The sequence below is a fragment of the Microlunatus sp. GCM10028923 genome (genome assembly GCF_042666975.1).
Lineage (GTDB): Bacteria > Actinomycetota > Actinomycetes > Propionibacteriales > Propionibacteriaceae > Microlunatus.
Genome location: NZ_JBHTFF010000023.1, coordinates 1 through 25,241, shown reverse-complemented (window position 1 = coordinate 25,241; position 25,241 = coordinate 1). Strand labels below are relative to the sequence as shown.

18 protein-coding genes are annotated in these 25,241 nt (G+C 70.0%); 10 read left to right on the top strand and 8 right to left on the bottom strand.

The window, feature by feature from the left end; translation table 11 throughout:
* Nucleotides 1-2 precede the first annotated feature (2 nt).
* The gene (locus tag ACFQU4_RS35895) at nucleotides 3-971 is read right to left on the bottom strand and encodes an ABC transporter permease (RefSeq protein ID WP_377501597.1); all 969 of its coding nucleotides are present in this window, start codon (nucleotides 969-971) and stop codon (nucleotides 3-5) included.
* A 19-nt stretch (nucleotides 972-990) separates the two neighbouring features.
* Complete coding sequence (locus tag ACFQU4_RS35890; protein WP_377501595.1) at nucleotides 991-2,727, bottom strand: ABC transporter substrate-binding protein; 1,737 nt, start codon at nucleotides 2,725-2,727, stop codon at nucleotides 991-993.
* A 274-nt stretch (nucleotides 2,728-3,001) separates the two neighbouring features.
* Between ACFQU4_RS35890 and ACFQU4_RS35885 the strand changes: the two genes are divergently transcribed.
* From ACFQU4_RS35885 to ACFQU4_RS35855, 7 genes are all read left to right on the top strand, one after another.
* Nucleotides 3,002-3,835, top strand: a complete 834-nt coding sequence (locus ACFQU4_RS35885; RefSeq protein WP_377501593.1) for a hypothetical protein — start codon at nucleotides 3,002-3,004, stop codon at nucleotides 3,833-3,835.
* Between the two features lie 29 nt (nucleotides 3,836-3,864).
* On the top strand, nucleotides 3,865-8,466 hold the full coding sequence (locus tag ACFQU4_RS35880) for an ATP-dependent helicase (protein WP_377501591.1): 4,602 nt from the start codon (nucleotides 3,865-3,867) through the stop codon (nucleotides 8,464-8,466).
* Nucleotides 8,467-8,640: 174 nt separating this feature from the next.
* Complete coding sequence (locus ACFQU4_RS35875; protein ID WP_377501589.1) at nucleotides 8,641-9,993, top strand: ABC transporter substrate-binding protein; 1,353 nt, start codon at nucleotides 8,641-8,643, stop codon at nucleotides 9,991-9,993.
* Nucleotides 9,994-10,124: 131 nt separating this feature from the next.
* Nucleotides 10,125-11,189 carry a carbohydrate ABC transporter permease gene (locus ACFQU4_RS35870; protein WP_377501588.1) on the top strand — a complete coding sequence of 355 codons (1,065 nt, stop codon included), beginning with the start codon at nucleotides 10,125-10,127 and terminating at the stop codon, nucleotides 11,187-11,189.
* On the top strand, nucleotides 11,186-12,055 hold the full coding sequence (locus ACFQU4_RS35865) for a carbohydrate ABC transporter permease (RefSeq protein WP_377501586.1): 870 nt from the start codon (nucleotides 11,186-11,188) through the stop codon (nucleotides 12,053-12,055). Before ACFQU4_RS35870 ends, ACFQU4_RS35865 begins: the two co-directional genes overlap by 4 nt.
* Nucleotides 12,056-12,123: 68 nt before the next feature.
* Nucleotides 12,124-12,468: a helix-turn-helix transcriptional regulator gene (locus ACFQU4_RS35860; protein ID WP_377501584.1), complete on the top strand. Its 345-nt coding sequence runs from the start codon at nucleotides 12,124-12,126 to the stop codon at nucleotides 12,466-12,468.
* Nucleotides 12,452-13,687, top strand: a complete 1,236-nt coding sequence (locus tag ACFQU4_RS35855) for a type II toxin-antitoxin system HipA family toxin (RefSeq protein ID WP_377501582.1) — start codon at nucleotides 12,452-12,454, stop codon at nucleotides 13,685-13,687. Before ACFQU4_RS35860 ends, ACFQU4_RS35855 begins: the two co-directional genes overlap by 17 nt.
* 11 nt (nucleotides 13,688-13,698) lie before the next feature.
* Here the strand turns inward: ACFQU4_RS35855 and ACFQU4_RS35850 are convergent, their stop codons facing one another.
* The 4 genes from ACFQU4_RS35850 to rimO form a co-directional block, all read right to left on the bottom strand.
* Entirely contained in the window at nucleotides 13,699-14,010 is a 312-nt protein-coding gene (locus ACFQU4_RS35850) for a helix-turn-helix domain-containing protein (protein WP_377501580.1), read from the bottom strand.
* Between the two features lie 129 nt (nucleotides 14,011-14,139).
* A complete protein-coding gene (locus tag ACFQU4_RS35845; protein ID WP_377501578.1) occupies nucleotides 14,140-14,643 on the bottom strand; it encodes a CinA family protein in 504 nt (167 codons plus the stop codon).
* Nucleotides 14,640-15,227, bottom strand: a complete 588-nt coding sequence (gene pgsA / locus ACFQU4_RS35840; protein ID WP_377501576.1) for a CDP-diacylglycerol--glycerol-3-phosphate 3-phosphatidyltransferase — start codon at nucleotides 15,225-15,227, stop codon at nucleotides 14,640-14,642. The genes ACFQU4_RS35845 and pgsA overlap by 4 nt, the downstream gene beginning before the upstream one ends.
* The gene (gene rimO / locus ACFQU4_RS35835; protein WP_377501574.1) at nucleotides 15,224-16,687 is read right to left on the bottom strand and encodes a 30S ribosomal protein S12 methylthiotransferase RimO; all 1,464 of its coding nucleotides are present in this window, start codon (nucleotides 16,685-16,687) and stop codon (nucleotides 15,224-15,226) included. The genes pgsA and rimO overlap by 4 nt, the downstream gene beginning before the upstream one ends.
* Before the next feature lie 196 nt (nucleotides 16,688-16,883).
* Here rimO and ACFQU4_RS35830 point away from each other — a divergent pair, with 196 nt between their 5' ends.
* Nucleotides 16,884-18,242, top strand: a complete 1,359-nt coding sequence (locus tag ACFQU4_RS35830; protein ID WP_377501572.1) for a M14 family zinc carboxypeptidase — start codon at nucleotides 16,884-16,886, stop codon at nucleotides 18,240-18,242.
* 103 nt (nucleotides 18,243-18,345) lie between these two features.
* Nucleotides 18,346-19,950 (top strand): hypothetical protein, encoded by a 1,605-nt coding sequence (locus tag ACFQU4_RS35825; protein ID WP_377501570.1) that lies wholly within the window; start codon nucleotides 18,346-18,348, stop codon nucleotides 19,948-19,950.
* Here ACFQU4_RS35825 and ACFQU4_RS35820 read toward each other — a convergent pair.
* Both ACFQU4_RS35820 and ACFQU4_RS35815 read right to left on the bottom strand, forming a co-directional pair.
* Complete coding sequence (locus ACFQU4_RS35820; protein WP_377501568.1) at nucleotides 19,940-20,683, bottom strand: class I SAM-dependent methyltransferase; 744 nt, start codon at nucleotides 20,681-20,683, stop codon at nucleotides 19,940-19,942. The genes ACFQU4_RS35825 and ACFQU4_RS35820 overlap by 11 nt on opposite strands.
* A 59-nt stretch (nucleotides 20,684-20,742) precedes the next feature.
* Nucleotides 20,743-23,328: a DNA translocase FtsK gene (locus ACFQU4_RS35815; protein WP_377501566.1), complete on the bottom strand. Its 2,586-nt coding sequence runs from the start codon at nucleotides 23,326-23,328 to the stop codon at nucleotides 20,743-20,745.
* Between the two features lie 83 nt (nucleotides 23,329-23,411).
* Here ACFQU4_RS35815 and ACFQU4_RS35810 point away from each other — a divergent pair, with 83 nt between their 5' ends.
* Nucleotides 23,412-24,221 (top strand): DUF6597 domain-containing transcriptional factor, encoded by an 810-nt coding sequence (locus ACFQU4_RS35810; RefSeq protein ID WP_377501564.1) that lies wholly within the window; start codon nucleotides 23,412-23,414, stop codon nucleotides 24,219-24,221.
* Nucleotides 24,222-25,241 lie beyond the last annotated feature (1,020 nt).

Sequence of the window (25,241 nt, the reverse complement as noted above, 5' to 3'; positions counted from 1 at the left end):
GATCAGGCCCCTTCCCGCCGGGCCATGATCCGCTGCACGTGATCACCGATCACCATGCAGGACAGCACCGTACAGGTGAGGAAGAGGCCGGGAATGGCGAAGAACATGGGGTTCGTGGCGGACCACTGGACCGCGCCGGCGATCATCTGGCCCCAGGACGGATCGGGCGGCCGGACGCCGACGCCGAGGAAGCTCAGCCCGGCCTCGGTGGCGATGTACTGCGGCAGCATCAGCGTCGCCACCACGATGATCGTCCCGGACAGGTTGGGGATCACCTCGGCGAACACGATCCGGAAGGGCCCCGCCCCGGACGCCACCGCCGCCTCGACGAACTCCCGCTGCCGCAGCGACATCGCCTGGGCCCGGACCACCCGGCCCAGCTGCGGCCAGCCGAACAGGCTGAGCACGGTGACCAGCATGACCATCCGGTTCGCCTGCGGCACCGCCGACAGGATCGCGATCATGAAGATCAGCGACGGGAACGCCATCAGGAAGTCCATCACCCGGCCGATCACCGTGTCGACCACTCCGCCGGCATAGCCGGCGACGGTGCCGAGCAGCACCGCGATCGCCACCGTGAGCACCGTCGCCAGCACCGCGATGCTCAGCGAGAACCGAGCCCCGTAAGCGATCCGGGCGAAGATGTCCCGGCCGTTCAGCGGCTCGACGCCGAACCAGTGCTCGGCCGAGATGCCGCCCAGCGGGCCGATCGGCAGCCCGCCGAGACTCGGGTCGATCGCGTCCTCGTCGAAGGCGTACGGATCATGGCCCGAGATCGCCGTCAGCACCGGGGCGAAGATCGCCATCAGCACCAGCAGGGCGAGGAAGATCAGGCTGATCACCGTCGCCGGCCGGGACAGCAGCAGCCCGGGCAGCCGGCGACGCCGCGGCAGGCCGGGCGCCGCCAGACCCGGTCCGCCCGCGCCGTCGCTGTCCGGCCCCGGGCCGGTCAGCCGGGTCGGGGTGCTCACCTGTCGCTGACTCGGTGGATCACGGGTTCTTCAGGCCGAGCGAGGTCAGGTCGACGTACCCGGTCATGCCCGCGTGGGCGAAGGCCCCGCCGATGTTCGGGCCGATCAGCTGGAGCGGGGTGTCCCGGACCAGCGGCACCACCGGCGCGAGCTCCATGATCTCCTTGTTCAGCTGGGCCACCGCGGCGTTCTGCTCGTCGATGTTGCTCATCTTGGCGATCTCTTCGAAGCGGGCGTTGATCTTGGGATCGTCCAGCTGGCTGTTGTTGTTGTTGCCGGTCGGGTACAGCCGCTTGCCGTCGAACAGCGGAGACAGCAGGGTCTCACCGGTCTGCCCGCCGCCGCACCAGCCGGTGATCCCGATCTCGTTCTGCTTGGCGGTCGTCTGGATCACCTCGTAGTAGGTGGAGGCGTCGATCACGTTCAGCGTCGCGTCGATCCCAACCTTGGCCAGCGAGGCCTGGATCGCCTCGGACTGCGCCTGCCACTTCGGCAGCCCGCGGACGTCCATGGTGACCTTGAACCCGTCCGGATGGCCGGCCTCGGCGAGCAGCTGCTTCGCCTTCTCCACGTCGCCCTTGAACTCCGGCGTCGGGAACAGGTCGAACTCCTCCCGGCCCGGCACGCTGGGCAGCAACATGTCGGTGGCCGGCTGGGTGACCAGCGGACCGCCGGTCACGGTGATCACGCTCTGCTTGTCGACCGCGTAGTTGATCGCCTGCCGGACCTTGAGGTCGTCCAGCGGCTTCTTCGACATGTTCAGGTAGAGATAGAACGTGCAGCTCGGATGATCACGGATGGTACGAGCCTTGAGTTCCGGGGTCTGGATCTTGGCCAGCGTCGCCGGCTGGATCGAGTAGACGCCGACCGCGTTCGCGTCCTCGCCCTGTCCGGCGAGCATCCGGTCGTCCACCGTGGCCGCGTCGATGCCGAACAGGAACTCGTACCCGTCCGGCAGCGCCGGCCGGACCGGGTCGGTCTCCGGCTTCCACTGCTCGTTCCGGACCAAGATCAACTTCGAGCCGCGCTGGTAGCTTTCGAGCTTGTACGGCCCCGAGGCGATCGGCTTCTCGTCGATCGCCCGGACGTTGGCCACCTTGCCGGCCGGGAACGGCGTGAACGGCGGCGTCATCGCGACCACCGGGAAGTAGGCCACCGGACGGTTCAGGTGGAAGGTGATCGTCTTCTCGTCGACGACCTCGATCGACTCCAGCCCCTTCGGGTCGGAGTAGATGCCCTTGTAGTCCGAGGCCCCTTCCAGGTATTGGATGTGGAAGTCCGAGCCGATTCGCAGCGCCGGGTCCATCGACCGCTCGAGACCGTACTTGAAGTCCTTGGCGGTGATCGGCGTCCCGTCCTCGAAGAAGATGTCGTCCTTCAAGGTGTACGTCCACTCGGTGGCGTCCTCGTTCGGCCGGCCGGTGTCGGTCGCAAGATCAGGAACGATCTTGGTGCCGCCCGGACCGGGCTCGTTGGCCGCCGTGACCAGGGTGCGATAGATCAGCCGGTAGAAGTTGTTCACGCCGCCGTCGTTGCCCATCGACGGGTCGAGGTGGGAGAACTCGGGCTGGCCGAGCACCCGGACCACGCCGCCCTTCTTCGCCTCGCCGGTGACCACCGCATAGCCGTCCTGGTCGAGCTGCACGCCCGGATCGGTGCTCGGTCCGCCCTGCTGGGCATTCCGGCCGCCGGAGCAGCCGGCCAGCAACAGACTCACCGCAGCCAGCAGAGCGACCACAGTACGGGTGGGGCGCATACGTCCTCCTCGAGAGACCTGGGTACCCGCCGTAGCTTAAAGGGTTCATTCCGTTCGCGTCGCCCTTAATCCAACAGATTGATCAGCATCAAAACGGCAACGCCCGACCCACTGGCGCCGCCACCGACCCCCAGGAAGATCGGCGAGCGATCCCGTTCGCCCTGGCCGGGACCATGATCGCGACACCGTCCGTGGCGCCGCGTCAGCGCCGCGTCAGAGAGCCGGAACAGACTGCCGGATCATCAGATCCGTTCCTTGTGGAGGTATTGCCCAGATGTTGACCCGACGGACCTTGGGCCGGCTCGCCATCGGAATGACGGCAGGTCTGGCGTCCGGATGCTCCCTGGTGCCGACGGCGTTCCGGCCCGCCGGCTCCCAGCCGGCGCCGAACGAGCCGTTCGGCGATTTCACGGTGACCAACTACCTGTCCGGCGCCATCTGGGAGGAGCTGCGGGTGTTCACCGACGGTGCCGCCGTGCAGGTGTCCAGCGGCGGCGGAACCGGCGGGAGGCTCGACCCGCAGCTGATGGAACGGCTGCGGTCGCTGGTCGGGTCGGATGACTTCCAGCGTGACCTGACGCGTCCCTTGGACAAGATCGAGTCCCGGGTCTGCGACAGGGTGAGCAACGACACCGGGTACGCCTTCCGGATGGGCGGTCTCAGCGTCGATCTGCCGTGCACGAACAACGATCGGCCCGCGCTCGACGAGTTCCTGACGATGATCAAGCCCTACCTCTTCTCGCACGCCCAGTTCGAGGCGAAGCTGCCCAGTGGCCAGCCGGACCTGCCGAAGGTCGTCGTGCATCAGGAGTCCGACGGCCAACGGGTCGGCACCCAGTGGGAGGTCCGACCGGACGGCACCATGCTGGAGACCGACGACGCGGGTGAGCAGACTGAGGTGACGCTGACGGCACCGGCTCTGGACGCGCTCCGGCTGATCCTGCGGACCGAGCCCTGCGCCTCGACGGAGCAGCCGTCGCTGTCGTTCGTCTACGTCGTCCAGGTGGCGGATCGGGCACCGGTCACGGTCTCCCAGTTCTCCGGCGAGGTCGTCAAGGACTGCGTGGACCATCACGCGATCGCCCAGATCATCGCCGGCGTCCGGTAGCCCGACCGCTGTCAGCGGTCGGGTGCAGGATGGGGACCATGTCCGAGCAGGTCCCCGATCCGCTGGCCGCGTTCGCCCCGGCGACCGCGGCCTGGTTCACCGACGTCTTCGCCGCGCCGACGCCGGCCCAGGCGGGTGCCTGGTCGGCGATCTCGGCCGGGCAGAACGCGCTGGTGATCGCGCCGACCGGCTCCGGCAAGACCCTGGCCGCCTTCCTCTGGGCGCTGGACGGGCTGATCCGGGAGCCGGAGCCGCCGGTCAAGGAACGATGCCGGGTGCTGTACGTGTCGCCGCTGAAGGCGCTGGCGGTCGACGTCGAGCGCAACCTGCGGGCGCCGCTGGCCGGGATCGGCCGGACCGCGGCCCGGCTGGGCGAACCGGCCCCGGGTGTGACGGTCGGGATCCGGTCCGGCGACACCACCGCGTCGGACCGCCGGAAGCTGGTCACCCGGCCGCCGGACATCCTGATCACCACGCCGGAATCGCTGTTCCTGATGCTCACCTCGGCGGCCCGGGAAACCCTGACCGGCGTCCGTACGGTGATCGTCGACGAGGTCCATTCGCTGGCCGGGACCAAGCGCGGCGCGCACCTGGCCCTGTCGCTGGAACGGCTGGCCGAGCTGACCGAGCGGCCGCCGCAACGGATCGGGCTGTCGGCGACCGTACGACCGCCCGAGCGGGTCGCGCGGTTCCTCGGCGGCGATCAGCCGGTGACTGTCGTCGCACCGCCGGCGGACAAGACGTGGGACCTCGAGATCGTCGTCCCGATCGAGGACATGAGCGACCTGCAGGCCGCGGCCGCGCCGAGGGCTTCGGTCTCCGACGAGCCGGAGGCCGCGGACAGCCGCCGGCCGCCGTCCATCTGGCCGCACGTGGAGAACCGGATCCTCGACCTGATCGGCCGGCACCGGACGACGCTGGTGTTCGCCAACTCGCGGCGGCTGGCCGAACGGCTCACCGCCCACCTCAACGAACTGCACGCGGAGCGCCTCGGCGAGGCGACCGAACCACATCAGCCGCCGGCCCAGATCATGGCCCAGTCGGGTGAGTCGGCCGGCCGGGACGGTTCGACGACGCCGGTGGTCGCGCGGGCCCACCACGGCTCGGTGAGCAAGGAACAGCGGGCGCAGATCGAGGACGACCTGAAGTCGGGCCGGCTGCCCTGCGTGGTGGCCACCTCGTCGCTCGAGCTGGGCATCGACATGGGCAGCGTGGACCTGGTCGTCCAGGTCGAGGCTCCGCCGTCGGTGGCCAGCGGGCTGCAGCGGGTCGGCCGGGCCGGTCACCAGGTCGGCGCGGTCTCCCGGGGCATCTTCTTTCCCAACCACCGTGGCGATCTGATCGAATCGGCCGTCGTCGTGGAGCGGATGCGGGCCGGCTCGATCGAGGCCGTCGCCGAGCTGCGCAATCCGCTCGACGTGCTGGCCCAGCAGATCGTCGCGATCACCGCCGGCGGCGAGGTGGCGGCCGACGACGTCTACCGGCTGGCCCGGCGGGCGGCCAACTTCGCCGACCTGCCTCGGAGCGTCTTCGACGCCGTGCTGGACATGCTCAGCGGGCGCTATCCGTCGGAGGACTTCGCGGAGCTCCGGCCGCGGCTGGTCTGGCAGCGCGACACCGACCGGCTCAGCGCCCGGCCCGGCGCGCAGCGGCTGGCCGTCACCTCCGGCGGCACCATCCCGGACCGCGGCCTGTTCGGCGTCTTCCTGTCCGGAGAGGACACCGGGCCCGGCCGCCGGGTCGGCGAGCTGGACGAGGAGATGGTGTACGAGACCAGGGTGGGCGACGTGTTCACCCTCGGCACGACGAGCTGGCGGGTGGAACAGATCACCCACGACCGGGTGCTGGTCTCGCCGGCTCCCGGCCAGCCCGGCCGGCTGCCGTTCTGGAAGGGTGACGCGCCGGCCCGGCCGGCCGAGCTCGGGGCGGCCTTCGGCGGCTTCGTCCGGGAACTGGCCGGGCTGAAGCCGGAGCCGGCCACCGACCGGCTGCGCCAGGCCGGGCTGGACGACTCCGCTGCGCGCAACCTGGTCGGCTACCTGACCGAGCAGCAGCAGGCGACCGGGGCGCTGCCGACCGACCGCACCGTGATCTTCGAACGGTTCCGCGACGAGCTCGGCGACTGGCGGGTCTGCCTGCACTCCCCGCTCGGCCTCGGCGTGCACACCCCGTGGGCCCTGGCGATCGAGCACACGGCCCGGGAACGGTACGGCGCCGAGGTCCAGGCCACCGCGACCAACGACGGGATCATCCTCCGGATCCCGGACACCGACGCCGACCCGCCCGGCGCGGAGTTGATCATCACCGACCCCGACGCGCTGGAGCAGATCGTCACCGACGAGGTCGGTGGCTCGGCCCTGTTCGCCTCCCGGTTCCGCGAGTGCGCGGCCCGGGCGCTGCTGCTCCCCCGGCGCGATCCGCGGGCCCGTTCTCCCCTGTGGCAGCAGCGCATGCGGTCCGCCCAGCTGCTCGGCGTCGCGGCGCGCTACCCCGAGTTCCCGATCGTGCTGGAGACGATGCGGGAATGCCTCACCGACGTGTTCGAGCTGCCGGAGTTGATCAAGGTCCAGCAGGCGATCGCGAGCCGGGAGCTGCGGGTCGTCGAGGTGGAGACCGCCGAGCCGTCGCCGTTCGCGCGTTCGCTGCTGTTCGGCTACGTCGGCGCCTTCGTCTACGAGGGCGACGTGCCGCTGGCCGAGAAGAAGGCGGCGGCGCTCGCCCTGGATGCGACCCTGCTCGCCGAACTGCTGGGCAAGGACGGCCTGCAACAGCTGCTCGACGCCGAGGTGATCGCCGAGATCGAGGCCGACCTGCAGGGGCTCAGCGAGGAGCGCCAGGCCTCCACCACGGAACAGCTGTACGACCTGATCCGCACCGCCGGCCCCTTCCGAACCGACGAACTGGCCGACCGCAGCGGAGCCGAATTCGATCATGAAGGCGCGATCCGGGAGTTGATCACCGCGCGCCGCCTGGTCGAGGTGCGGATCGCCGGCGCCGAACTGGTCGCGGTGATCGAGGACGTGCCGCGGCTGCGGGACGGCCTCGGCATCCCGGTGCCGCCCGGCGTCGCCGCCGCGTTCGCCGAGCCGGTGCCGCAGCCGGTGGACGACCTGGTGCTGCGCTGGGCTCGCCAGCACGGCCCGTTCGTCGCCGAGACGATCGCCGACCGGTACGGGCTGCCCGTCGGCGTGGTCACCGACGCCTGCCGCCGACTGATCGACGACGGAGCGGTCGTGGCCGGCCACTTCCTGCAGCTGGGTGACGAACAGCAGCACCTGCGGCAGTACTGCCATCAGCGGGTGCTGGCCTTGATCAAACGACGCACGCTGGCCCGGTTGCGCCGCGAGGTCGAGCCGGTCGAGCGGGTCGCGTACGCGCGGTTCCTGATCGACTGGCACGGCATCGGCTCGACCGGCGGGCCGACCGCACGGGGCACCGAGGGCGTCCTCGCCGCGCTGGAGTCACTGGCCGGGTATCCGGTGCCGGCCAGCGCGGTCGAGTCGGTGATCCTGCCGGCCCGAGTGGCCGACTATCAGCCGGCCCTGCTGGACCAGCTGATCACGGCCGGCGAGGTGAGCTGGGCCGGCGACGGCGCGATCGGCGAGTCGGACGGCTGGATCCGGTTCCTGCTGCCGGGGCTGGAGGCACCGCCGCCGCGGCGCGAGCCGGAGGACCAGCGCGCGCTGGCCCTGCTGTCGGTGTTCCACCCCGGCGGTGCGTCGTTCCTGGGTGAACTGACCCGCCGGCTCGGCGACGACGACGAGACCGCCGGCTACGAGGACGCGCTCTGGGAGCTGGTCTGGTCCGGCCTGGTCACCGGCGACACGTTCGCCCCGGTCCGGGCCCGGGTCACCGGCGGCGTGCACCGGAGCCGGCCGGCCCCACGCAGCCGGACCCATCGCGGGCAGCTGCGGTCCCAGTTGCGAGCCCGGGTGGCCGCCCGGATCAACGCCTCCCCCACCACCGCCGGCCGCTGGTCTCTGGTCGAACGCACCGAGACCGATCGCTCGGCCCGGTTCACCGACCAGGTGTTCGGCTGGCTGGACCGCTACGGCGTGGTCACCCGCGGCGCCGTCACCGCGGAGGGCACCGAGGGCGGGTTCGGCGCCGCCTACCGGGCGCTGGCGATGCTCGAGGAGTCCGGCCAGTGCCGCCGCGGCTACTTCATCGACGGACTCGGCGCGGCCCAGTTCGCGCTGCCCGGCGCCGTCGACCGGCTGCGCGCGGCGTCGGCCGAGCCGGAGCAACCGGACGCCATCGTGCTCTCCGCCTGCGACCCGGCGAACCCGTACGGGGCGGCGCTGGGCTGGCCGGACCGGGCCGGGCACCGCCCCGGCCGCAAGGCCGGCGCCCTGGTCGTCCTCGTCGCCGGCGAGTTGATCTTCTACGTGGAACGCGGCGGCCGCACCCTGCTCAGCTTCACCGACCACTCCGACGTACTCCAGCCGGCCGCGGCCGCGCTGGCCTCCGCGGTACGGCGCGGCCAGCTCGGCAAGCTCACCGTGCAGCGCGCCGACGGTGATCATGTCTTCGGCTCCGAACCGGTCCGGAAAGCGCTTCAAGAAGCGGGTTTCGTGATGACGCCACAAGGTCTGCGGATCCGGCCCGAGGTCGGCTACACCGGTCGTTGATCATGAAAGACGATCATGACGGTCGACCGCGTGCTGATCTTGATGAAATGGCCGCGGAAGCGATTCCCCAGGTTGGTTTGGCGCGTTCGGTGGACAGCCACCAGGAATGGGGGTAGAGATAGAGGACTGATCGATCCGGCGGGCGATCGGGCCCGTGGGGAAGCGAGCGTGACCATGACTTCGCATTCGAAACGACTGTTGGCGGCGATCACCGGGTGTCTGGTCCTGGTGCTCGTCCTGGCCGGCTGCCTGCGTGACCCGAACGCCGGCTCGCGCAACGGCGGCTCGGGCGGCGGCGAGAGCATCGCCGACAACAACACCGTCGACGGCGACAAGAAGGTCGAGATCCTCGGTGCGTTCGGTGGCGCGGAGAAGGCCTCCTTCGTCAAGTCGCTGCAGGAGTTCCAGCAGCGCACCGGCATCACCATCGAGTACGTCGACTCGTCCGACTTCACCACCATCATCAAGACCCGGGTGCAGGGCGGTTCCGAGCCCGACATCGCGCTCTTCCCGCAGCCCGGAGGCCTGCTCGAACTGGCCGCGCAGAAAGAGATCGCGCCGATCGACACGTACCTCGACTTCGATGCCATCGACCGCACCCTGGTTCCCGGCTTCCTGGAGTCGGCGAGGCTGAACGGCCGGGTGTATGGGGCACCGATGCGGATGGCCGTGAAGAGCGTGGTCTGGGCGCCGAAGGCGTACTCGCAGGACGGCTATCCCACCGACGTCGATTCGATCCAGGACCTGGACAAGGTCGCCGCCGAGATCCGCGGCAAGGGCATCGCTCCCTGGTGCATCGGCTTCAACGCCGACCAGTCGACCGGCTGGGTCGGCACCGACTGGATCGAGGAGTACATGCTCCGGATGTGGGGTCCGGACGTGTACGACGACTGGACCAGCCATCGGATCCCCTTCAACGACCAGCGGGTCCAACAGGCGTTCGACGAGTTCGGCAAGTTGATCAAGACGGAGGGCAACGTCTTCGGTGGCGCGGACGGCGTGATCAACACCCCGTTCGGTGACGCGATGAACCCGGCCTTCCAGAACCCGCCGAAGTGCCTGCTGCACCGGCAGGGCAACTTCGCCTACTCCTTCTACCCCCAGGAGGTGCAGGCCGACCTGGACAACCGGGTCGACGTGTTCAAGTTCCCCCGCTACGACGGCGAGTACTCCGGCAGCCCGGTGCTCGGCGGTGGCGACCTGGCCGGCCTCTTCAACGGCAACGACCCGGACGCGGTCGAGGTGATGAAGTTCCTCAGCTCGGACCAGTTCGGCAAGGAGTGGGCGTCCGACGGTGGATGGTTGTCGCCGCACAAGACGTTCGATCCGAGCAACTATCCCGATGACACGACGCGCAAGATCGCGGCGTTCGCCTCCGACGCGGACGTGTTCCGGTTCGACGGCTCGGACCTGATGCCGAAGGCGGTCGGCTCGGGGACGTTCTGGACCGGCATGGTCGAGTGGGTGCGCAACACGAAGTCGACCAAGCAGGTCACCGACGAGATCGAGGCATCGTGGCCGAAGTAGCCGCGGACGCGGCGAGCGAAGAGCGCACGGCCGGCCAGGGCACGGGCGGACCAGGCGCTAACGGCCCGGGCCCAGCGGCAGAGCCGGAAGGTCCGGCCCAGCGCGACCACCGACTGCCCGCGGTGCTCCGGATGATCATCGCCGTAGTGGGCATCTGGGTGTTGATCGCCGGCATCGGGTCGTTGTTCCAGGCCTTCGTCTACTACCCGCAGTTCTTCCCGAAGGTGCTGCAGGGACTGCTGGCCGTCGTGCTCGGCGTGCTCGGTGCGGCAGCGGTCTTCTACTTCATCAACATGTTGGTCGAGGCACTGCCGAAGCGGGTGTCCGCAGGCCTGATGCCGTACGCCTTCCTGCTGCCGGGCGTCGGTCTGATCGGCCTGATGCTGCTCTACCCGACCGTCCAGACGATCAACTTCAGCTTCGCCAACGCCGACAGCACCGCCTATGTCGGGCTGGCGAACTACGTCTCGATCTTCACCAATGTGGCGTTCTTGTCGTCCTTGATCAACAACCTGCTCTGGCTGCTGATCGTTCCGGCGGCGGTCGTCTTCTTCGGCACCATCGTCGCGGTGCTCGCCGACCGGCTGCCTGGCGCCGCGGAGAACGTCACCAAGAGCCTGATCTTCCTGCCGATGGCGATCTCGTTCGTCGGCGCGGCGACCATCTGGGGCGCCATGTACGCGTACAACCCGCCCGGCCAGCCGCAGACCGGCCTGCTGAACGCGCTCGTGACCGGCGTCGGCGGTGACCCGGTGTCCTGGCTCAGCCAGACCCAGCTGAAGCTGAACAATCTGCTGCTGATGGTGATCCTGATCTGGATCCAGGCCGGGTTCGGCATGGTGCTGCTGTCGTCGGCGATCAAGGGGGTTCCGGAGGACACCATTGAGGCCGGCCGGATCGACGGCGCGAACGAGCTCCAGATCTTCCTGCGGATCGTCATCCCGCAGATCCGCGGCACCATGATCACCGTCTTCGTCACTCTGGTGATCCTGGTCCTGAAGATCTTCGACATCGTGTACGTGATGACGAACGGCCGGTTCGACACCAACGTGATCGCGAACCTGTTCTTCCAGGAGATCTTCGCCAACTCCCAGTCCGGCATCGCCTCGGCGATCGTCGTCGTGCTGCTGATCGTGATCACCCCGGTGCTGGTCTACCAGGTCAGAGCCTTCCGTCAACAGGAGGCCATGCGATGAGTGAGGCACCGTCGATCAAGCCGCGGAACATCCCGGCCTGGATCATCATGATCTTGCTGGTCGTGCTCTGGTCGATTCCGACCATCGGCCTGTTGATCACGTCCTTCCGGCCGGTCGACGACCAGGTCTCGACCGGCTGGTGGACCGCGCTGTTCAACCCGTTCGGCAGCGGCTGGACGATCGAGAACTACCGTGACGTGCTCTCCGGCGGCGGGGGCGGCGGGATGGCCAACTCGTTCCTGAACAGCATCGTGGTGGCGGTCCCGGCGACCATCCTGCCGTTGATGTTCGCGGCCTTCGCCGCGTACGCCTTCACGTTCATGAGGTTCCCCGGCCGGGACGTCCTGTTCATCGTGATCGTCGCCGTCATGGTGGTGCCGATCCAGGTCGCCTTCGTACCGATGCTCGACCTGCTCGGCCCGAACAACCTGAACATCAACGGCCAGTATCTGGCGGTCTGGATCCTGCACACCGGCTTCGGCATGCCGTTGGCGATCTACACGCTGCGCAACTACATGGCGACCCTGCCGAACTCGGTGATCGAGTCGGCCAAGATCGACGGCGCGACCCACTTCCAGACCTTCTGGCAACTGATCGTGCCGATGTCGGTGCCGGCGATCGCCGCCTTCGGCATCCTGCAGTTCATCTGGGTCTGGAACGACCTGCTGATCGCCCTGCTCTTCCTCGGCTCGGGCGAGAACTCCACCGTGATCGTGACGCTGCAGGGGCTGCTCGGCACCCAGGGCCAGGGCTTCGAGCTGCTGCCGGCCGGCGCCTTCGTCTCGATCGCCGTGCCGATGCTGGTGTTCTTCGGCCTGCAGCGCTTCTTCGTCCGCGGTCTGACCGCGGGAGCCGTCAAGGGCTGATCCATTGGGGCTCCATTGACAATAAAATGTCACTAGACTGGCTCTAGTGACGTTTTATAGGAGCTCAGATGGCGAAGAAGGAGAGCGTACCCACGCGCGCGGCCGCTGACGCGCTCGCGGTCCTCGGATCGCAGATCCGGCTGGCACGGCACGAGCGGAACTGGACCGCCGCCAATCTGGGAGCACGCATCGGAGTCACCGCCCGGACCGTGACGACGATCGAGCGGGGCAGCCCCGGAGTTGCCGTCGGCACCGTGTTCAGCGCCGCCGCCGTGGTCGGGCTGCAGCTGTTCGGGACCGACAACGAAGGGTTGGCCCGGCTTCGTCGGCGGGGCGAGGAGCGGGTTGCTCTGATCCCCAGCCGGGAGTACGCGCCTCGGCGCGGTGAGGACGACGATGGCCTCGACTTCTGACCGGACGGACGCCTACGTCTGGGTGTGGCTTCCCGATCACAGCGAGCCGGTCGTCGCCGGTCGGGTCCAGCGGCAGGCCAACCGATATCGCTTCGGCTACGGCCGCAGCTACCTCGAACGGTCCGATGCCATCAGTCTCTACACCCCGGAGCTGCCGCTCCGGCCGGGGTGGCAGGACCCGAAGGGCAACCTCTCCGTGGCCTCGGTCCTCCGTGACGCCGGACCCGACTCGTGGGGTCAGCGGGTCATCCTGGAACGCCTGCTCGGGCAGCACGGCCGAGACGCCGACCCGGGCGACCTTGATCAACTCACCTACTTCCTGGAGTCCGGGTCCGACCGCATCGGCGGTCTGGACTTCCAACGGAGTCCGGACTCGTACCAGGCCCGCGGCTCGAGCGCCTCGCTCGACGAACTGCATGCGGCGGCCGACGCCCTTCAGCAGGGATTCCCCCTCAGCGACGAGCTCGCGGCGGCGCTGATCCGCGGCACGTCGATCGGCGGGGCTCGGCCCAAGGCACTGGTCAACGATGGCGAGGCACGGCACATCGCCAAGTTCTCCTCGGCCGGTGATCACTATCCGGTCGTGAACGCAGAGGCACTGGCCCTGGAGTTCGCCCGCCGGGTGGGCATCGACGTGCCGGGCTCGTCCCTCGTCTCCTCGCTGGGCAAGGACGTGCTGCTCGTCGAGCGGTTCGATCGACTCGGCGACGGCGGGCGTCGTCTCATCGTGTCCGCCTTGACGATGCTCGGCCTGGACGAGATGGAGGGCCGGTACGCGACGTACCCGGAACTGCTGGACGTACTGCGCGCGGACGGCGCCGATCCGGAGGTCGGTCGACGGCTCTTCGAACGCATCGTGTTCAACGTGGCGATCGGCAACAACGATGATCATGCTCGCAACCACGCGGCCTTCTGGAACGGCGAGACGCTCGACCTCACGCCGGCCTTCGATCTGTGCCCGCAACCGAGGTCTGGCGAGACCTCAGCACAGGCGATGGCCTTCGGCTGGGAAGGGCAGCGGGACAGCACCTTCGCCGCCTGCCTCGACGCGTGCCGCGGGTACGGGCTCAGCCGCTCCGAGGCACGCGACATCGTCGACCATCAGGTCGAGGTGATCACCCAAGGCTGGAACGAGGTGTCGGATCTGGCCAGGCTGACCAAGGCTCAGCGAAATCTGCTCTGGGGGCGGCAGATCCTCAATCCGTTCACCGGGTACTGAAACGACCGGAATCAGGCGGCGGCGACGCTCGCCACCGGGCGAATCGTCGGCACCTTGGCCAGCAGTTCCTGGCGGGCCATCTTCTCGCTCACGGTGCCGAGCACGACCGACAACGGGAGCTCCAGGGCGCCGCAGATCGAGGCCAGCAGTTCGCTGGACGCCTCCTTCTGGCCGCGCTCGACCTCGGACAGGTAGCCCAGGCTGACTCGGGCCTCCTTGGAGACCTCGCGCAGCGTCTTGCCCTGCCCGACCCGTTCTTCACGCAAGGACTCGCCGATCAACTCGCGCATCAGCACTGGCCTCAACGAATCCTCCGGTCGCATACCGAAACTCTACCCACCCCGTCCGACAACTCACGCACACCACTCCCGAACACCACGCGAGCCGCCCGCATTCCGAGATCGTGACCGGAATCGAGCGCGCCTCGCCGGAATCGGGCCGGCCCGGCCGGATCAGGGCGAAGTGCGCTGGATTCCGGTCAGTCGGTCCAGCAGCAACTCGAGCGCCGCCGCGCAGGTCTGCCGGCGGATCGCGGCCCGGTCCCCGGTCAGGGCGAGCCGGTGCGCCTCGGCCGGCCGATCGGGACCGGCCAGCCCGACGAACACGGTGCCGGGCGGATGACCTTCCTGCCGGTCCGGTCCGGCCACCCCGGTCGTGGACAGGCCCCAGGTCGCGCCGCAGCGGCGGGCGGCGCCGGTCGCGAGTTCGGTCGCGGTCGTGGGAGCGACGGCGCCGTCCCGGGCCAGGGTCTCGTCGGACACCCCGGCCAACGCGGCCTTGAGGTCGGTCGCGTAGACGATCAGTCCGCCGCGGTACGCCTGCGAGGCGCCCGGGACGCCGGTCAGCAGGGCGCCGAGCGAGCCGCCGGTCAGCGACTCGGCGGTGGCCAGAGTCTCGCCCCGCTCAGTCAGCCGGGCGATCACCGCGGCCGCCAGCTGGTCGGCGAGGTCGGTCACTCGGCTGGCTTCCCGGCGGCCCGCAGCCGGCGCGCCTCCAGGACGTAGTCGATGCCGGTGATCACCGTGAGCACCAGTGCCGCGCCCATCACGGTCCAGGAGATCGGCAGCGCCCAGCCGGGCAGCGGCAGCAACGCGATGATCAACGCCGCGGCCTGGACGACGGTCTTGATCTTGCCGCCGCGACCGGCCGCCATCACGCCGTACCGCAGCATGACGAACCGCATCACCGTGATCCCCCACTCGCGGACCAGGATCACGATGGTCACCCACCACCAGAGCTCGCCGATGATCGACAACCCGATGAACGCCATCCCGGTCAGCGCCTTGTCGGCGATCGGGTCGGCCAGCTTGCCGAAGCTGGTGACGATCTTGTACTTCCGGGCGAGGTAGCCGTCGATCCAGTCGGTGCCGATCGCCAGCGCGAACACCAGCGTCGTCGCGATCCGCCAGCCGGGCTGATCAGGATGGGCCAGCAGCATCCAGGCGAAGACCGGGACCAGGATGATCCGGAACACCGTCAGGGCGTTCGGCAGATTCCACGGCGAGGCCTCGCGACCCTCGGCGGGAGGATCGGCAGTCACGCCGGCTCACCGGCGTCGGCGATCAGGTCGACCCCGTCGGTCCCGACCACGGTCGCGGAGACGATCATGCCGGGCCGCGCGTCGGCCAGCCCGGTGACGGTCGTCGCGCCGTCCACCTCCGGGCCCTGGTGCTCGGACCGGCCGATCACCTCGCCGTCGACGACCTCCTCGATCAGCACCCGGACCGACTCGCCGATCCGTTCCTCGGCGCGGGCCGCGACCAGCTCGTCGGCCAGGTCGGTCAGCCGGTTGCGCCGGTCCTCGATCTCGTCCTCGCTGAGCTTGCCGTCGAAGCCGGCCGCTTCCGTACCCTCCTCGTCGGAGTACCCGAAGACGCCGATCGCGTCCAGGCCGGCCGCGATCAGGAAGTCGGACAGGACCTGGACGTCGTCCTCGGTCTCACCCGGGAAGCCGACGATCACGTTGCTGCGGATCCCGGCCTGCGGCGCCAGCGCCCGGATCGACTCGATCAGTCCCAGGAACGTCTCCGCGTGGCCGAACCGCCGCATCCGGCGCAGCACCGGCGCCGACGCGTGCTGGAAGGACAGATCGAAGTACGGCACCACGCCCGGCGTGGTCGCCATCGCCTGGACCAGGGTCGGCCGGGTCTCGGCCGGCTGCAGGTACGACACCCGCACCCAGTCCAGCCCGTCCACGGCGGCCAGGTCACCGAGCAGCCGCTCCAGCAGCCGGATGTCGCCCAGGTCCTTGCCGTACGAGGACGAATTCTCGCTGACCAGGAACGCCTCCCGGACCCCGTTCTCGGCCAGCCAGCGCGCCTCGGCGACGATCTCGTCCGGCGTCCGCGACACGTACGCGCCGCGGAAGGAGGGGATCGCGCAGAAGGTGCAGCGCCGGTCGCAGCCCGAGGCCAGCTTCAGCGGTGCCGACGGCGCGCCGTCCAGCCGCCGCCGGACCACCCGGGGACCGCTGGCCGGCGCCAGGCCGGTCGGCAGGTCCGGCGCGGCCGGGGCGTGCCCGGGAATCGCGGCGCCGCCGGCTGCGGCCTGCCGGTCCACCGGCGAGATCGGCAGCAGGGTGCGCCGGTCCCGCGGCGCGTGCGCCTGGTGCTGGTTGCCGGACAGGATGGACTGCAGCCGCTCGGCCACCGACGCGTAGTCGTCGAAGCCGAGCACCGCATCGGCCTCGGGCAGCGAGTCGGCCAGTTCCTTGCCGTACCGCTCGGCCATACAGCCGACGGCGACGACCGCCTGGGCCTTGCCGTCGGTCTTCAGGTCGGCGGCGGCGAGCAACGTGTCGACCGAGTCCTTCTTGGCCGCCTCGATGAAGCCGCAGGTGTTCACCATCACCGCGTCGGCGGCCTCGGGGTCGTCGACCAGCCGGAAGCCGCCGACCTCGAGGCGGGCCGCCAGTTCGGAGGAGTCGACCTCGTTCCGGGCACAGCCGAGAGTGATCAGGTGAACCGAAGTCAGGGAGTCGGGGCGGGTTTCTGCAGTCATGACCGGACCAGTATGACAGCGCCGCGCCAGGGTTCCGGCATCGCTCACCCGGGCTCCCCGCGCCGTGGTTCGGGCAGCAGAACCGCGCCGTGGCGAGAATCCCCGGGCGGGAGGCCCGCCGCGCCATTGACACGGTCCGCCCGACGAATTTGAGTGACGTTCACCGCCGTACCACTCAACTAGGGGGACCTGCACCATGAAACCTCGATTCGTTCTCGCGGCGGCCGCCACTGCGGCCCTGCTCACCACTGCCGTCGCCGTCTCGGCGCAGGCCGAACCCAACCCGGGCGCCGGCGCCGACCGGCCCCTCGCCCAAGCCCTCGCCGACGCGCCGCGGGACCGGCTGCCGACCCCGTTCGAGAAGTCGAACGGCGCCAGCTGGACCAGCCATCCGCAGAGCCTTCGCTACTACCGCTCACTCGACTCGGCCAGCGACCGGGTGAAGGTCGAGAACATCGGCCGCACTACCGAAGGTCGCCCGCTGCAGCTGGTCTCGGTCGGCGCGCCGGCGCCCAAGCCGGTCGCCGAGGCGGCGAAGGGATCGGTCGCCCTGTTCGTCTGCTCGGTGCACGGTGACGAGCCGTCCGGCCGGGAGGCCTGCCTGCAAATGGCCCGCGATCTCGCCCTGAGCAGCGACGCGGCGGTGACCCGGTTCCTGGAACGGACCACCGTCCTGTTCGTCAACGCCAACCCGGACGGCTGGGTCGCCGACACCCGCGGCAACGCCGACGGCACCGACGTGAACCGGGACTACCTGGGCGCCGCGACTCCGGAGGCCAGGGCGGTGCTCGAGGTGATCCGGGACTGGAAGCCGGACGTGCTGAACGACCTGCACGAGTACGGCCCGCGCGAGCACTACGCGACCGACCTGCTTCATCTGTGGCCGCGCAACCGCAACGTCGATCCCGGTGTCTACGACCTGGCCAAGGAGATGAGCGAGGACTACGCCTCGGCCCAGGTCACCTCGCTCGGCTACACCTCCGGCGTCTACGGGCAGTTGATCAAGGACGGCGAACCGTACCTGCAGGTCGCCGGGGACAGCCAGGCCAGGATCCTGCGCAACTACGCCGGGCTGGCCAACGTCGTCGGCATGCTCAGCGAGACCGCGAACGAGCCGCTGAACGACGCCGAAGAGGCCGACTCCGCGCTGCTGAACCGGCGCCGGGTCACGGTCAACTACAACAGCGCGCTGGGCAGCATCCAGCTGGTCCAGGAGAACCGTGACCTGCTGGTCAGCGAGACCGCCGCGGCGGCCGAACGCCAGACCGAGGCCGGTGCCGAGGGTTCGGGCGTGATCTACTTCGGCGGCCAGGACGACATGATCCCGACCGATGCCGACCAGGTCGAGCCGCACCCCATGTGCGGCTACCAACTCACCGGCGAGCAGTACGAGAAGCTGAAGCCGACGCTGGCCCTGCACGGCGTGATGTCCGAAGCGACCGACGAGGGCCGGCTGGTGCCGCTCGGGCAGCCCGCCCGCGGCCTGATCCCGTTGCTGCTGGACGCCCGCAGTGAGTACGGGCTCGTTGACGCGACACCCCTCGAATCCTGCTGACCTCGTGACCCGCGGTGGTTCGGCTGTCGATCCACCGCGGGTCCTGCCAGGATGAGGCGGCATGACACCTGAGGTGAACGGATCGATAACACCAAGAGTCAGCGTGATCGTGCCTGTCGTCCAACCGGCCGACCTGGCCGGACTGCTGGGTTCGCTGGATCGTCAGTCGCTGCGGCTGGACGAGTTCGAGGTCGTCGTCGCGGTGCCGGCGTCGGCCGGGCCCGAGGCGACCGGACCGACGGTGAGCGCGGGACGACGGCCGAATCTCCGGATCGTCGCGGACGAGACCGCCGCGTCGGAGGCCGAGCTGGCCGCGGCGGCGATCCGGCGGGCCACCGGCGACTGGGTGCTGACGGTCCGGCCCGAGGACCGGCTGCTCCCCCGCTCCCTGGAACTGCTGACCGTCGAGGCGCCGGAGGCCGACCTGGTGGTCGGGCGTTCGGTGGGGCTGGCGGGTGCGTTCACCGACCCGGTCGTCTTCGGTCTCGCCGCCTCCACCGAAGACCTGCTGGCCGCTGCCGTACGGGAGCCGGCGGTGCTGATCCGGCGCGGCCTCGCGACGGCCGCTCCGGTCGCCGTCCTGCCGGGCGGCCGCGCGCCGCTGCTCGCCGCCGAGCCGGCGGTCGCCGTCCTGGCCGACTATCCGGCCCTCGATCTTCGCGGGCGCGGCCGCTGGCAGCCCGAGCCGACCTCCGATCCGTCGCTGCTGTCCGGCGCCGTCGCGGACCGGCTGCGCAGCCTGGACACGCAGCACCAGCCGGTGAGCCTGGCCTGGGATCGGCCGACCCTGCGCTGGACCGACGGCCGGCTGCAGATCGAGGCAACCGGCCGGGTGTCCGGCCTGGCCGCGGGCGATCCGGAACCGGCCGGGGTGCTCCGGGTCCGCGAACCGGCCAGCGGGGCTGAGCTGATCCTGCCGGCCCGCACTCAGTGGCTCAGCGCCGGCGATGCCGACGGCGCCCGCGGGGTACGGCTGCAGGCCGACCTCGACCCGCGGTCCGGCTGGAACGGCCGGCCGCTGGATTCGGCCATCTATCAGCTGTACGGCGATCTGGTGGCGATCGGGATCCGCGCCCAGGCGCCGCTCCGGGGCGGCGCGCCCAGCGGCGCGGTGCTCGACGGCCGGCCGGTCGGTGTCGTGACGATCGACGACCGGCTGCATCTCGATGCCGGCTGCGTCCGGGCCAGCCTGGTCCAGCAGGCCGAGGCCGGGGACGCGAGCATCACCGACTCGGCCCGGGGCACCCTGCTGCGGCTGACGCTGCCGCGGATCGTGGCCGAACCGGGTACGGAGCTCGCCGGCGAGATCGGGCTGGGCGGTCTCCGGGTGCCGGCCCGGATCGTCGAGCAGGACGGCGTCGGTGTGCTCGAGGCGTACGTCTCCGGGCTCAGCGGCCAGGTCCGGCTGTCGACCCGGTTCGGCACCGCTCGGACGCCGCTGGACCTGCTGCTCGACGTCTCCCCGATCGGCCGGATGCAGGTGATCCCGCAGCCGGTCGCCGCGCCGAAGGCCGCTCCCGTACCGCCGAAGGTCGCTGCCGTACCGGCGAAGGCTCCGGTCGCGAAGCCCACCGCGCCGAAGCCTGCCGCGGCAGCACCGAAGCCCTCGGCCAAGCCGGTCGGCTCGGCGGCAGTGCTGACCGCGCCCCGGACGGCCAAGGCTGTCTACCGACGGATCCGCCGGTTGATCAAGTCCCCTACGCAGTAACGAAGTCCGCGCCCAGGCGAGCCGCAGCGACCCGCTGCAGGTTCGCCTGGATCGCGGCCGGGGTCTCGGCCGAGCGGGTCGCCTCGAACAGCTCGGACTCGAGCAGCCGGTCGGCCGGGAAGACGATCGAACGCTGCAGCACCTGATCCGGCACCGGCTGCGGGTCGGCCCGCCGGTAGTCGGCCAGGATCTCGTCGTAGTGATCGGCCAGCGTGGTGTCGGACGGGTCGAGGCCGAACACCAGCAGCAGCCCGGTCGGCTGGGTGTCCACGCCGACGACCGTCAGGCCGGGCCGATAGCGGGCCAGCACGTCGATGATCCAGAACACGTCGCCGGTCCAGGCATCGGTGTGCCGGACCCGGGCCGCCTCGTCCACCGTCCGCGGGAACATGTCGTCGATGATGATCACGCCGTGCGGGCTGGAGGTGCGCTCGGCGTTGATCAAGTCGCGCAACGCGAACTCGAACAGGTGCAGGCCGTCGATGAACGACAGCTCGAACGGCTGTCCTCCCGTGGCCTGCAAGGGATCCGGGCGGTTGAAGTACTCGTCGCTGGTGGTCCGGAAGACGGCGACGTCGTTGTCCAGCGGAGCCGTGATCGCGAAGGCGGGATCGATCCCGACCGCACGGCACTCGGCCAGCCGAAGACTCTTGCCGCTGGCGACGCCGATCTCCAGGTAGGCGCCCGGACGGTGCCGGTGGTGGACCTCGGTCAGGAAGTCGATGTAATACATCCGGCGCAGCCTACTGAGCCGAGCGCCGGCCCGCACGCCACCGCGCGGGACCGGCGTGATCAGGAAGAGCGGAGATTCTCCATCACGGCTTCGAGGTCGTCCGGTTTGACCAGCACCTCGCGCGGCTTCGACCCCTCCGAGGGACCGACGACGCCACGTGTCTCCAGGATGTCCATCAGTCGGCCGGCCTTGGCGAACCCGACCCGGAGCTTGCGCTGCAGCATCGAGGTCGACCCGAGCTGCAGGTTGACCACCAGCTCCACCGCCTGCAGCACCAGTTCAAGATCATCACCGATGTCCTCGGCGACCTTGGTGCTGCTCTCCGGCTTCTCGGTGACGTCTTCGCGGTAGATCGGCTTCAGCTGCTCGGTGACGTGCTTGACCACCGAACGGACTTCGGTCTCGCTGACCCACGAACCCTGGATCCGGATCGCCTTGCTGGAACCCATCGGCAGGAACAGCGCGTCGCCCTGGCCGACCAGTTTCTCCGCGCCGGGCTGGTCCATGATCACCCGGGAGTCGGTCATCGACGAGGTCGCCAGCGCGAGCCGGCTCGGCACGTTGGCCTTGATCAGACCGGTGACGACGTCGGTGCTCGGCCGCTGGGTGGCCAGCACCAGGTGGATGCCCGCGGCCCTGGCCAGCTGGGTGATCCGGACGATCGAGTCCTCCACGTCGCGCGGCGCGACCATCATCAGGTCGGCCAGCTCGTCGACGATCACCAGCAGATACGGGTACGCGGTGATGACCCGCTCCGACCCCTCGGGCGGGGTGACGGATCCGGCCCGTACCGCCTTGTTGAAGTCGTCCACGTGCCGGAAGCCGAACGCGGCCAGGTCGTCGTAGCGCAGGTCCATCTCGCGGACCACCCACTGCAGCGCCTCGGCCGCCTTCTTCGCGTTGGTGATGATCGGCGTGACCAGGTGCGGGATGCCCTCGTACGCGGTCAGTTCGACCCGCTTCGGGTCCACCAGCATCATCCGGACCTCGTCCGGCGTGGCCCGCATCATGATCGACGTGATGATCGAATTGATGAAGCTGGACTTGCCGGAACCGGTCGCGCCGGCCACCAGCAGGTGCGGCATCTTGGCCAGGTTGGCGGTGACGAAGCCGCCCTCGACGTCCTTGCCCAGGGCGACCGTCATCGGATGTTGATCATTGCGGGCCATGTTCGACCGCAGCACGTCGCCGAGGGAGACGACTTCCTTGTCCGTGTTCGGGATCTCGATGCCGATCGCCGACTTGCCCGGGATCGGCGACAGGATCCGGACCTCGTTGCTGGCCACGGCGTAGGAGATGTTCTTGGACAGCGCGGTGACCTTCTCCACCTTCACCGCCGGGCCGAGCTCGACCTCGTAGCGGGTGACGGTCGGGCCGCGCGTGTAGCCGGTCACCTTGGCGTCGATCTCGAACTGCTGCAGGACGCCGGTCAGCCGGTGCACGACCGAGTCCGACGCCTCGGTGCGCGCCTTGTGCACGCTGCCCTGCTTCAGCACCTCGGAGTCCGGCAGCAGATACTGCACGTCGCCGGACAGCTGCAACTGCTCGACCCGCTGCGGGATCGGCGTGTGCATCGGCGGTTCGAGATCCTGATCTTCGCCGTGCACCGTCACGCCCGGCGGCAGGCCGGCCGTGACCGGCTTGCGGTCGCCCGGCTCGTCGACGATCACGGTCGGCTCGTCGGCACCGAACTCGTCCGGTTCCGGTTCGGGTTCCGGCTCCGGCGCGGACTTACGGCCGGTGGTCAGTTCGCCGGCCGGGGCCGGCTCGGCCTCGATGGTCAGGACGGACTCGTACGGCTCCTCGCTGCCGTACGCGACGTCGTCGTCATCGTCGTCGCCGGGGCGCTGCATGAACTCACGCAGCGACCGGATCCGGTCCGGCAGCTGGTGCAGCGGGATCCCGATCACGACGATCAGGCCGAACAGCAGCAGCAGTACCAGCAGCGGCACCGCCACCCACACGGTGAGCAGGTCCGCCAGCAGGGTCGACGAGATGTAGCCGAGGATGCCGCCGGACTCGCGCAGCAGGTCCGGCCGGTCGGTCCGCGGCAGGCCCTTGGCGATGTTGATCAAGCCGAGCAGCCCGAGCAGGATCGCCGACCAGCCGATCATCTGCCGGCCGGCCGGCCCGTTCCGGTCCGGGCGGCGCAGGGTGCGCCAGGCCATCAGGCCGAAGAGCAGCGGAGCGGCGTACGCCAGCGTTCCGATCACGCTGGTGACGCCGGTCTTGATCACCGGGCCGACCGGAGCCGGCAGGCCGAACCAGAACTGGGCGGCCAAGATCACCGCGACGCCGACCAGGAAGAGCCCGACGCCGTCGCGCCGGAGTTCAGGATCGAGCTCGCGGGCGTCGTTGCCGATCCGCCGGATGCCGTTGCCCAGACCGCGGGCGATGCCGAGCCACAACGAGGCCAGACCGCCGCCGATCACCTGCGGCAGCGACCTACGCTGTGGTTGCCGGCTCCGAGCCGAACCTCGTCCGGAACGGGACCGTGCGGAAGACTTTCCGGGCACGTTCCTCATTCTCGTCGACTGGCTCTTGCTCGCCGACTGTTTCTTGCTTCCGCTCGACCGCGAGTTCGAACCGGAGCGGGAACCGCTGGTGGTCCGAGACCGCGACGGGGAAGACGCGCGGGTCGCCATGGTCGCGAGCCTACGCGATCGCGGCCTCCGCGCGGCCCGGTACACGCCGCCCGGCGTCAGTGGTCGAGGTTACTGTTCGAATCATGGGTTGGTACGTGCCCCGGGCGGTGGCCCCGGATCTCGCCGAACGGCTGGTCTGCTCCTGGACCGCCGAGATCGAGGGCACCCACCGCCTGGTGCCGGACGGCTGCATCGATCTGATGTGGCTGGAGGGCGCCGGCGTGGTGCTCTGCGGGCCGGACACCAGCTCCTGGACCTTCTCCCTGCCGCCGGGCACGAAGTCGGTCGGGATCCGGTTCCGGCCGGGCCTGGTCGCCGACCTGTTCCGGACCCCGCTGAACGAGCTGCGGAACCGTCGCGCCGGGCTGGCCGACCTCGCCGGCGCACAGCTCGGCCGGACCGTGACCGAGCGGCTGGACGAGGCGGCGGACGGGGCGACCCGGGTGGCCGTACTGGAGGACCTCGCCCGCGAGTTGCGCCGGCGGACCGACGACGCCGACCCCTGGGCCGGCCGGATCGGCATGGCCCTGGCCGGCCGGAACTGGCGAATCAGCGACCTGGCCGCCGAGACGGCGATCACCGAGCGGCAACTGGAGCGACGCAGCCAGCGCTACTTCGGCTACGGCCCGGCCACCCTGCGCTCGATCCTCCGGCTGCAGCGGTTCATGCGGCTGGCCCGGAGCCGCCCGTACGCGCAGCTCGCCGAGCTCGCCGCCGAGACCGGCTACGCCGACCAGGCCCACCTGTCCCGCGAGTGCCGCACCATCTCCGGCCAGACCCCGACCCAGTTGCTGGCCGGCCAGGCCCCCGACTGGCACGGCGGTCTCCCCCTCTTCCTCGGCACCCCGCGCGACCCGCACGACCGGCCCACCCGGCGCAGAGCGTCTGACTGAGCCCGCAGGTTGGTTCGGCGACTGGTCTCGGCCTTGCCGCTCAAATCGGACCCAACCGCGAACCTCGACACCGGATTCGGCCCTCCGAACGCCGGTTGCGCCCGATCTGAGCGGACGCCTCAACGACGTGCGGATCGAGGGAGGCGGCCGGGACAGATCACGCCGAACGGCTTCGAGCAAGAGGATCCGGACCTGGACGGTGCAGCTGGCCGGGTCGCGCTGCGCCGCCGCTCACCCCGTCAGCCGTCCCCGCATAACCCGGGGATCCCGCCGCCCGACGTTGACCTGCGGCGCAGCAAGGGCAGCCGTCCGGGGCGAAACGCGGCGACAGGGCAGGACCGCAGCAACACCGCGGCCCCGCAGCAACACCGCGGGAACGCGGCAACAGGGTGGCGCGGGGCGACGGGCGACGGGCGGGGACGCTGCAACAGGGTGACCGGGCGACGGGCGGGGACGCAGCAACAGGGTGACGGGGCGGCGGGCGACGGGACGGGAATATGGAGACAGAGCGGGAACGCGGCAAACAAGGTGGCAGGGCGACGGGCGACGGGGCGGGGAACACAGCAACGGGGCGACGGGGCCGGAACGCAGCAACAGGGTGACGGGGCGACGAGCGACCAGGCGACGGGCAACCAGGCGACGGGCGACCGGGCGACGAACGGGGCGACGGGCAACCGGGCGACGAGCGACCGGGCGGAAATGCGGCGACAGAACGGGAAAGCGCCTGGGCTTGACCCTCGGCGCCCGGTGAAGAGGGGCCGCGCCGGGTCGGTTGCGGCGCGGCGTGCAGCGGTCCCGGATCCCGAAGGCAGCGGTCATCTCACTCGACTCTGCGACCGCCCGCCCCGAGCCGGCACCGAACTCGCCGAGTGGACGCCTTGACCGGCTGATCGGCCCTTCCAATCACGCGCTGATCGCAACACCTGTTCGTGGAGGTGTGGGATGGCTCGTATTGGTCGGCCGACTGTGCCGGGCGAGGTGCGTCGGGTGTTTTGGTCCGGGATTCGGTCTGGTTTGACG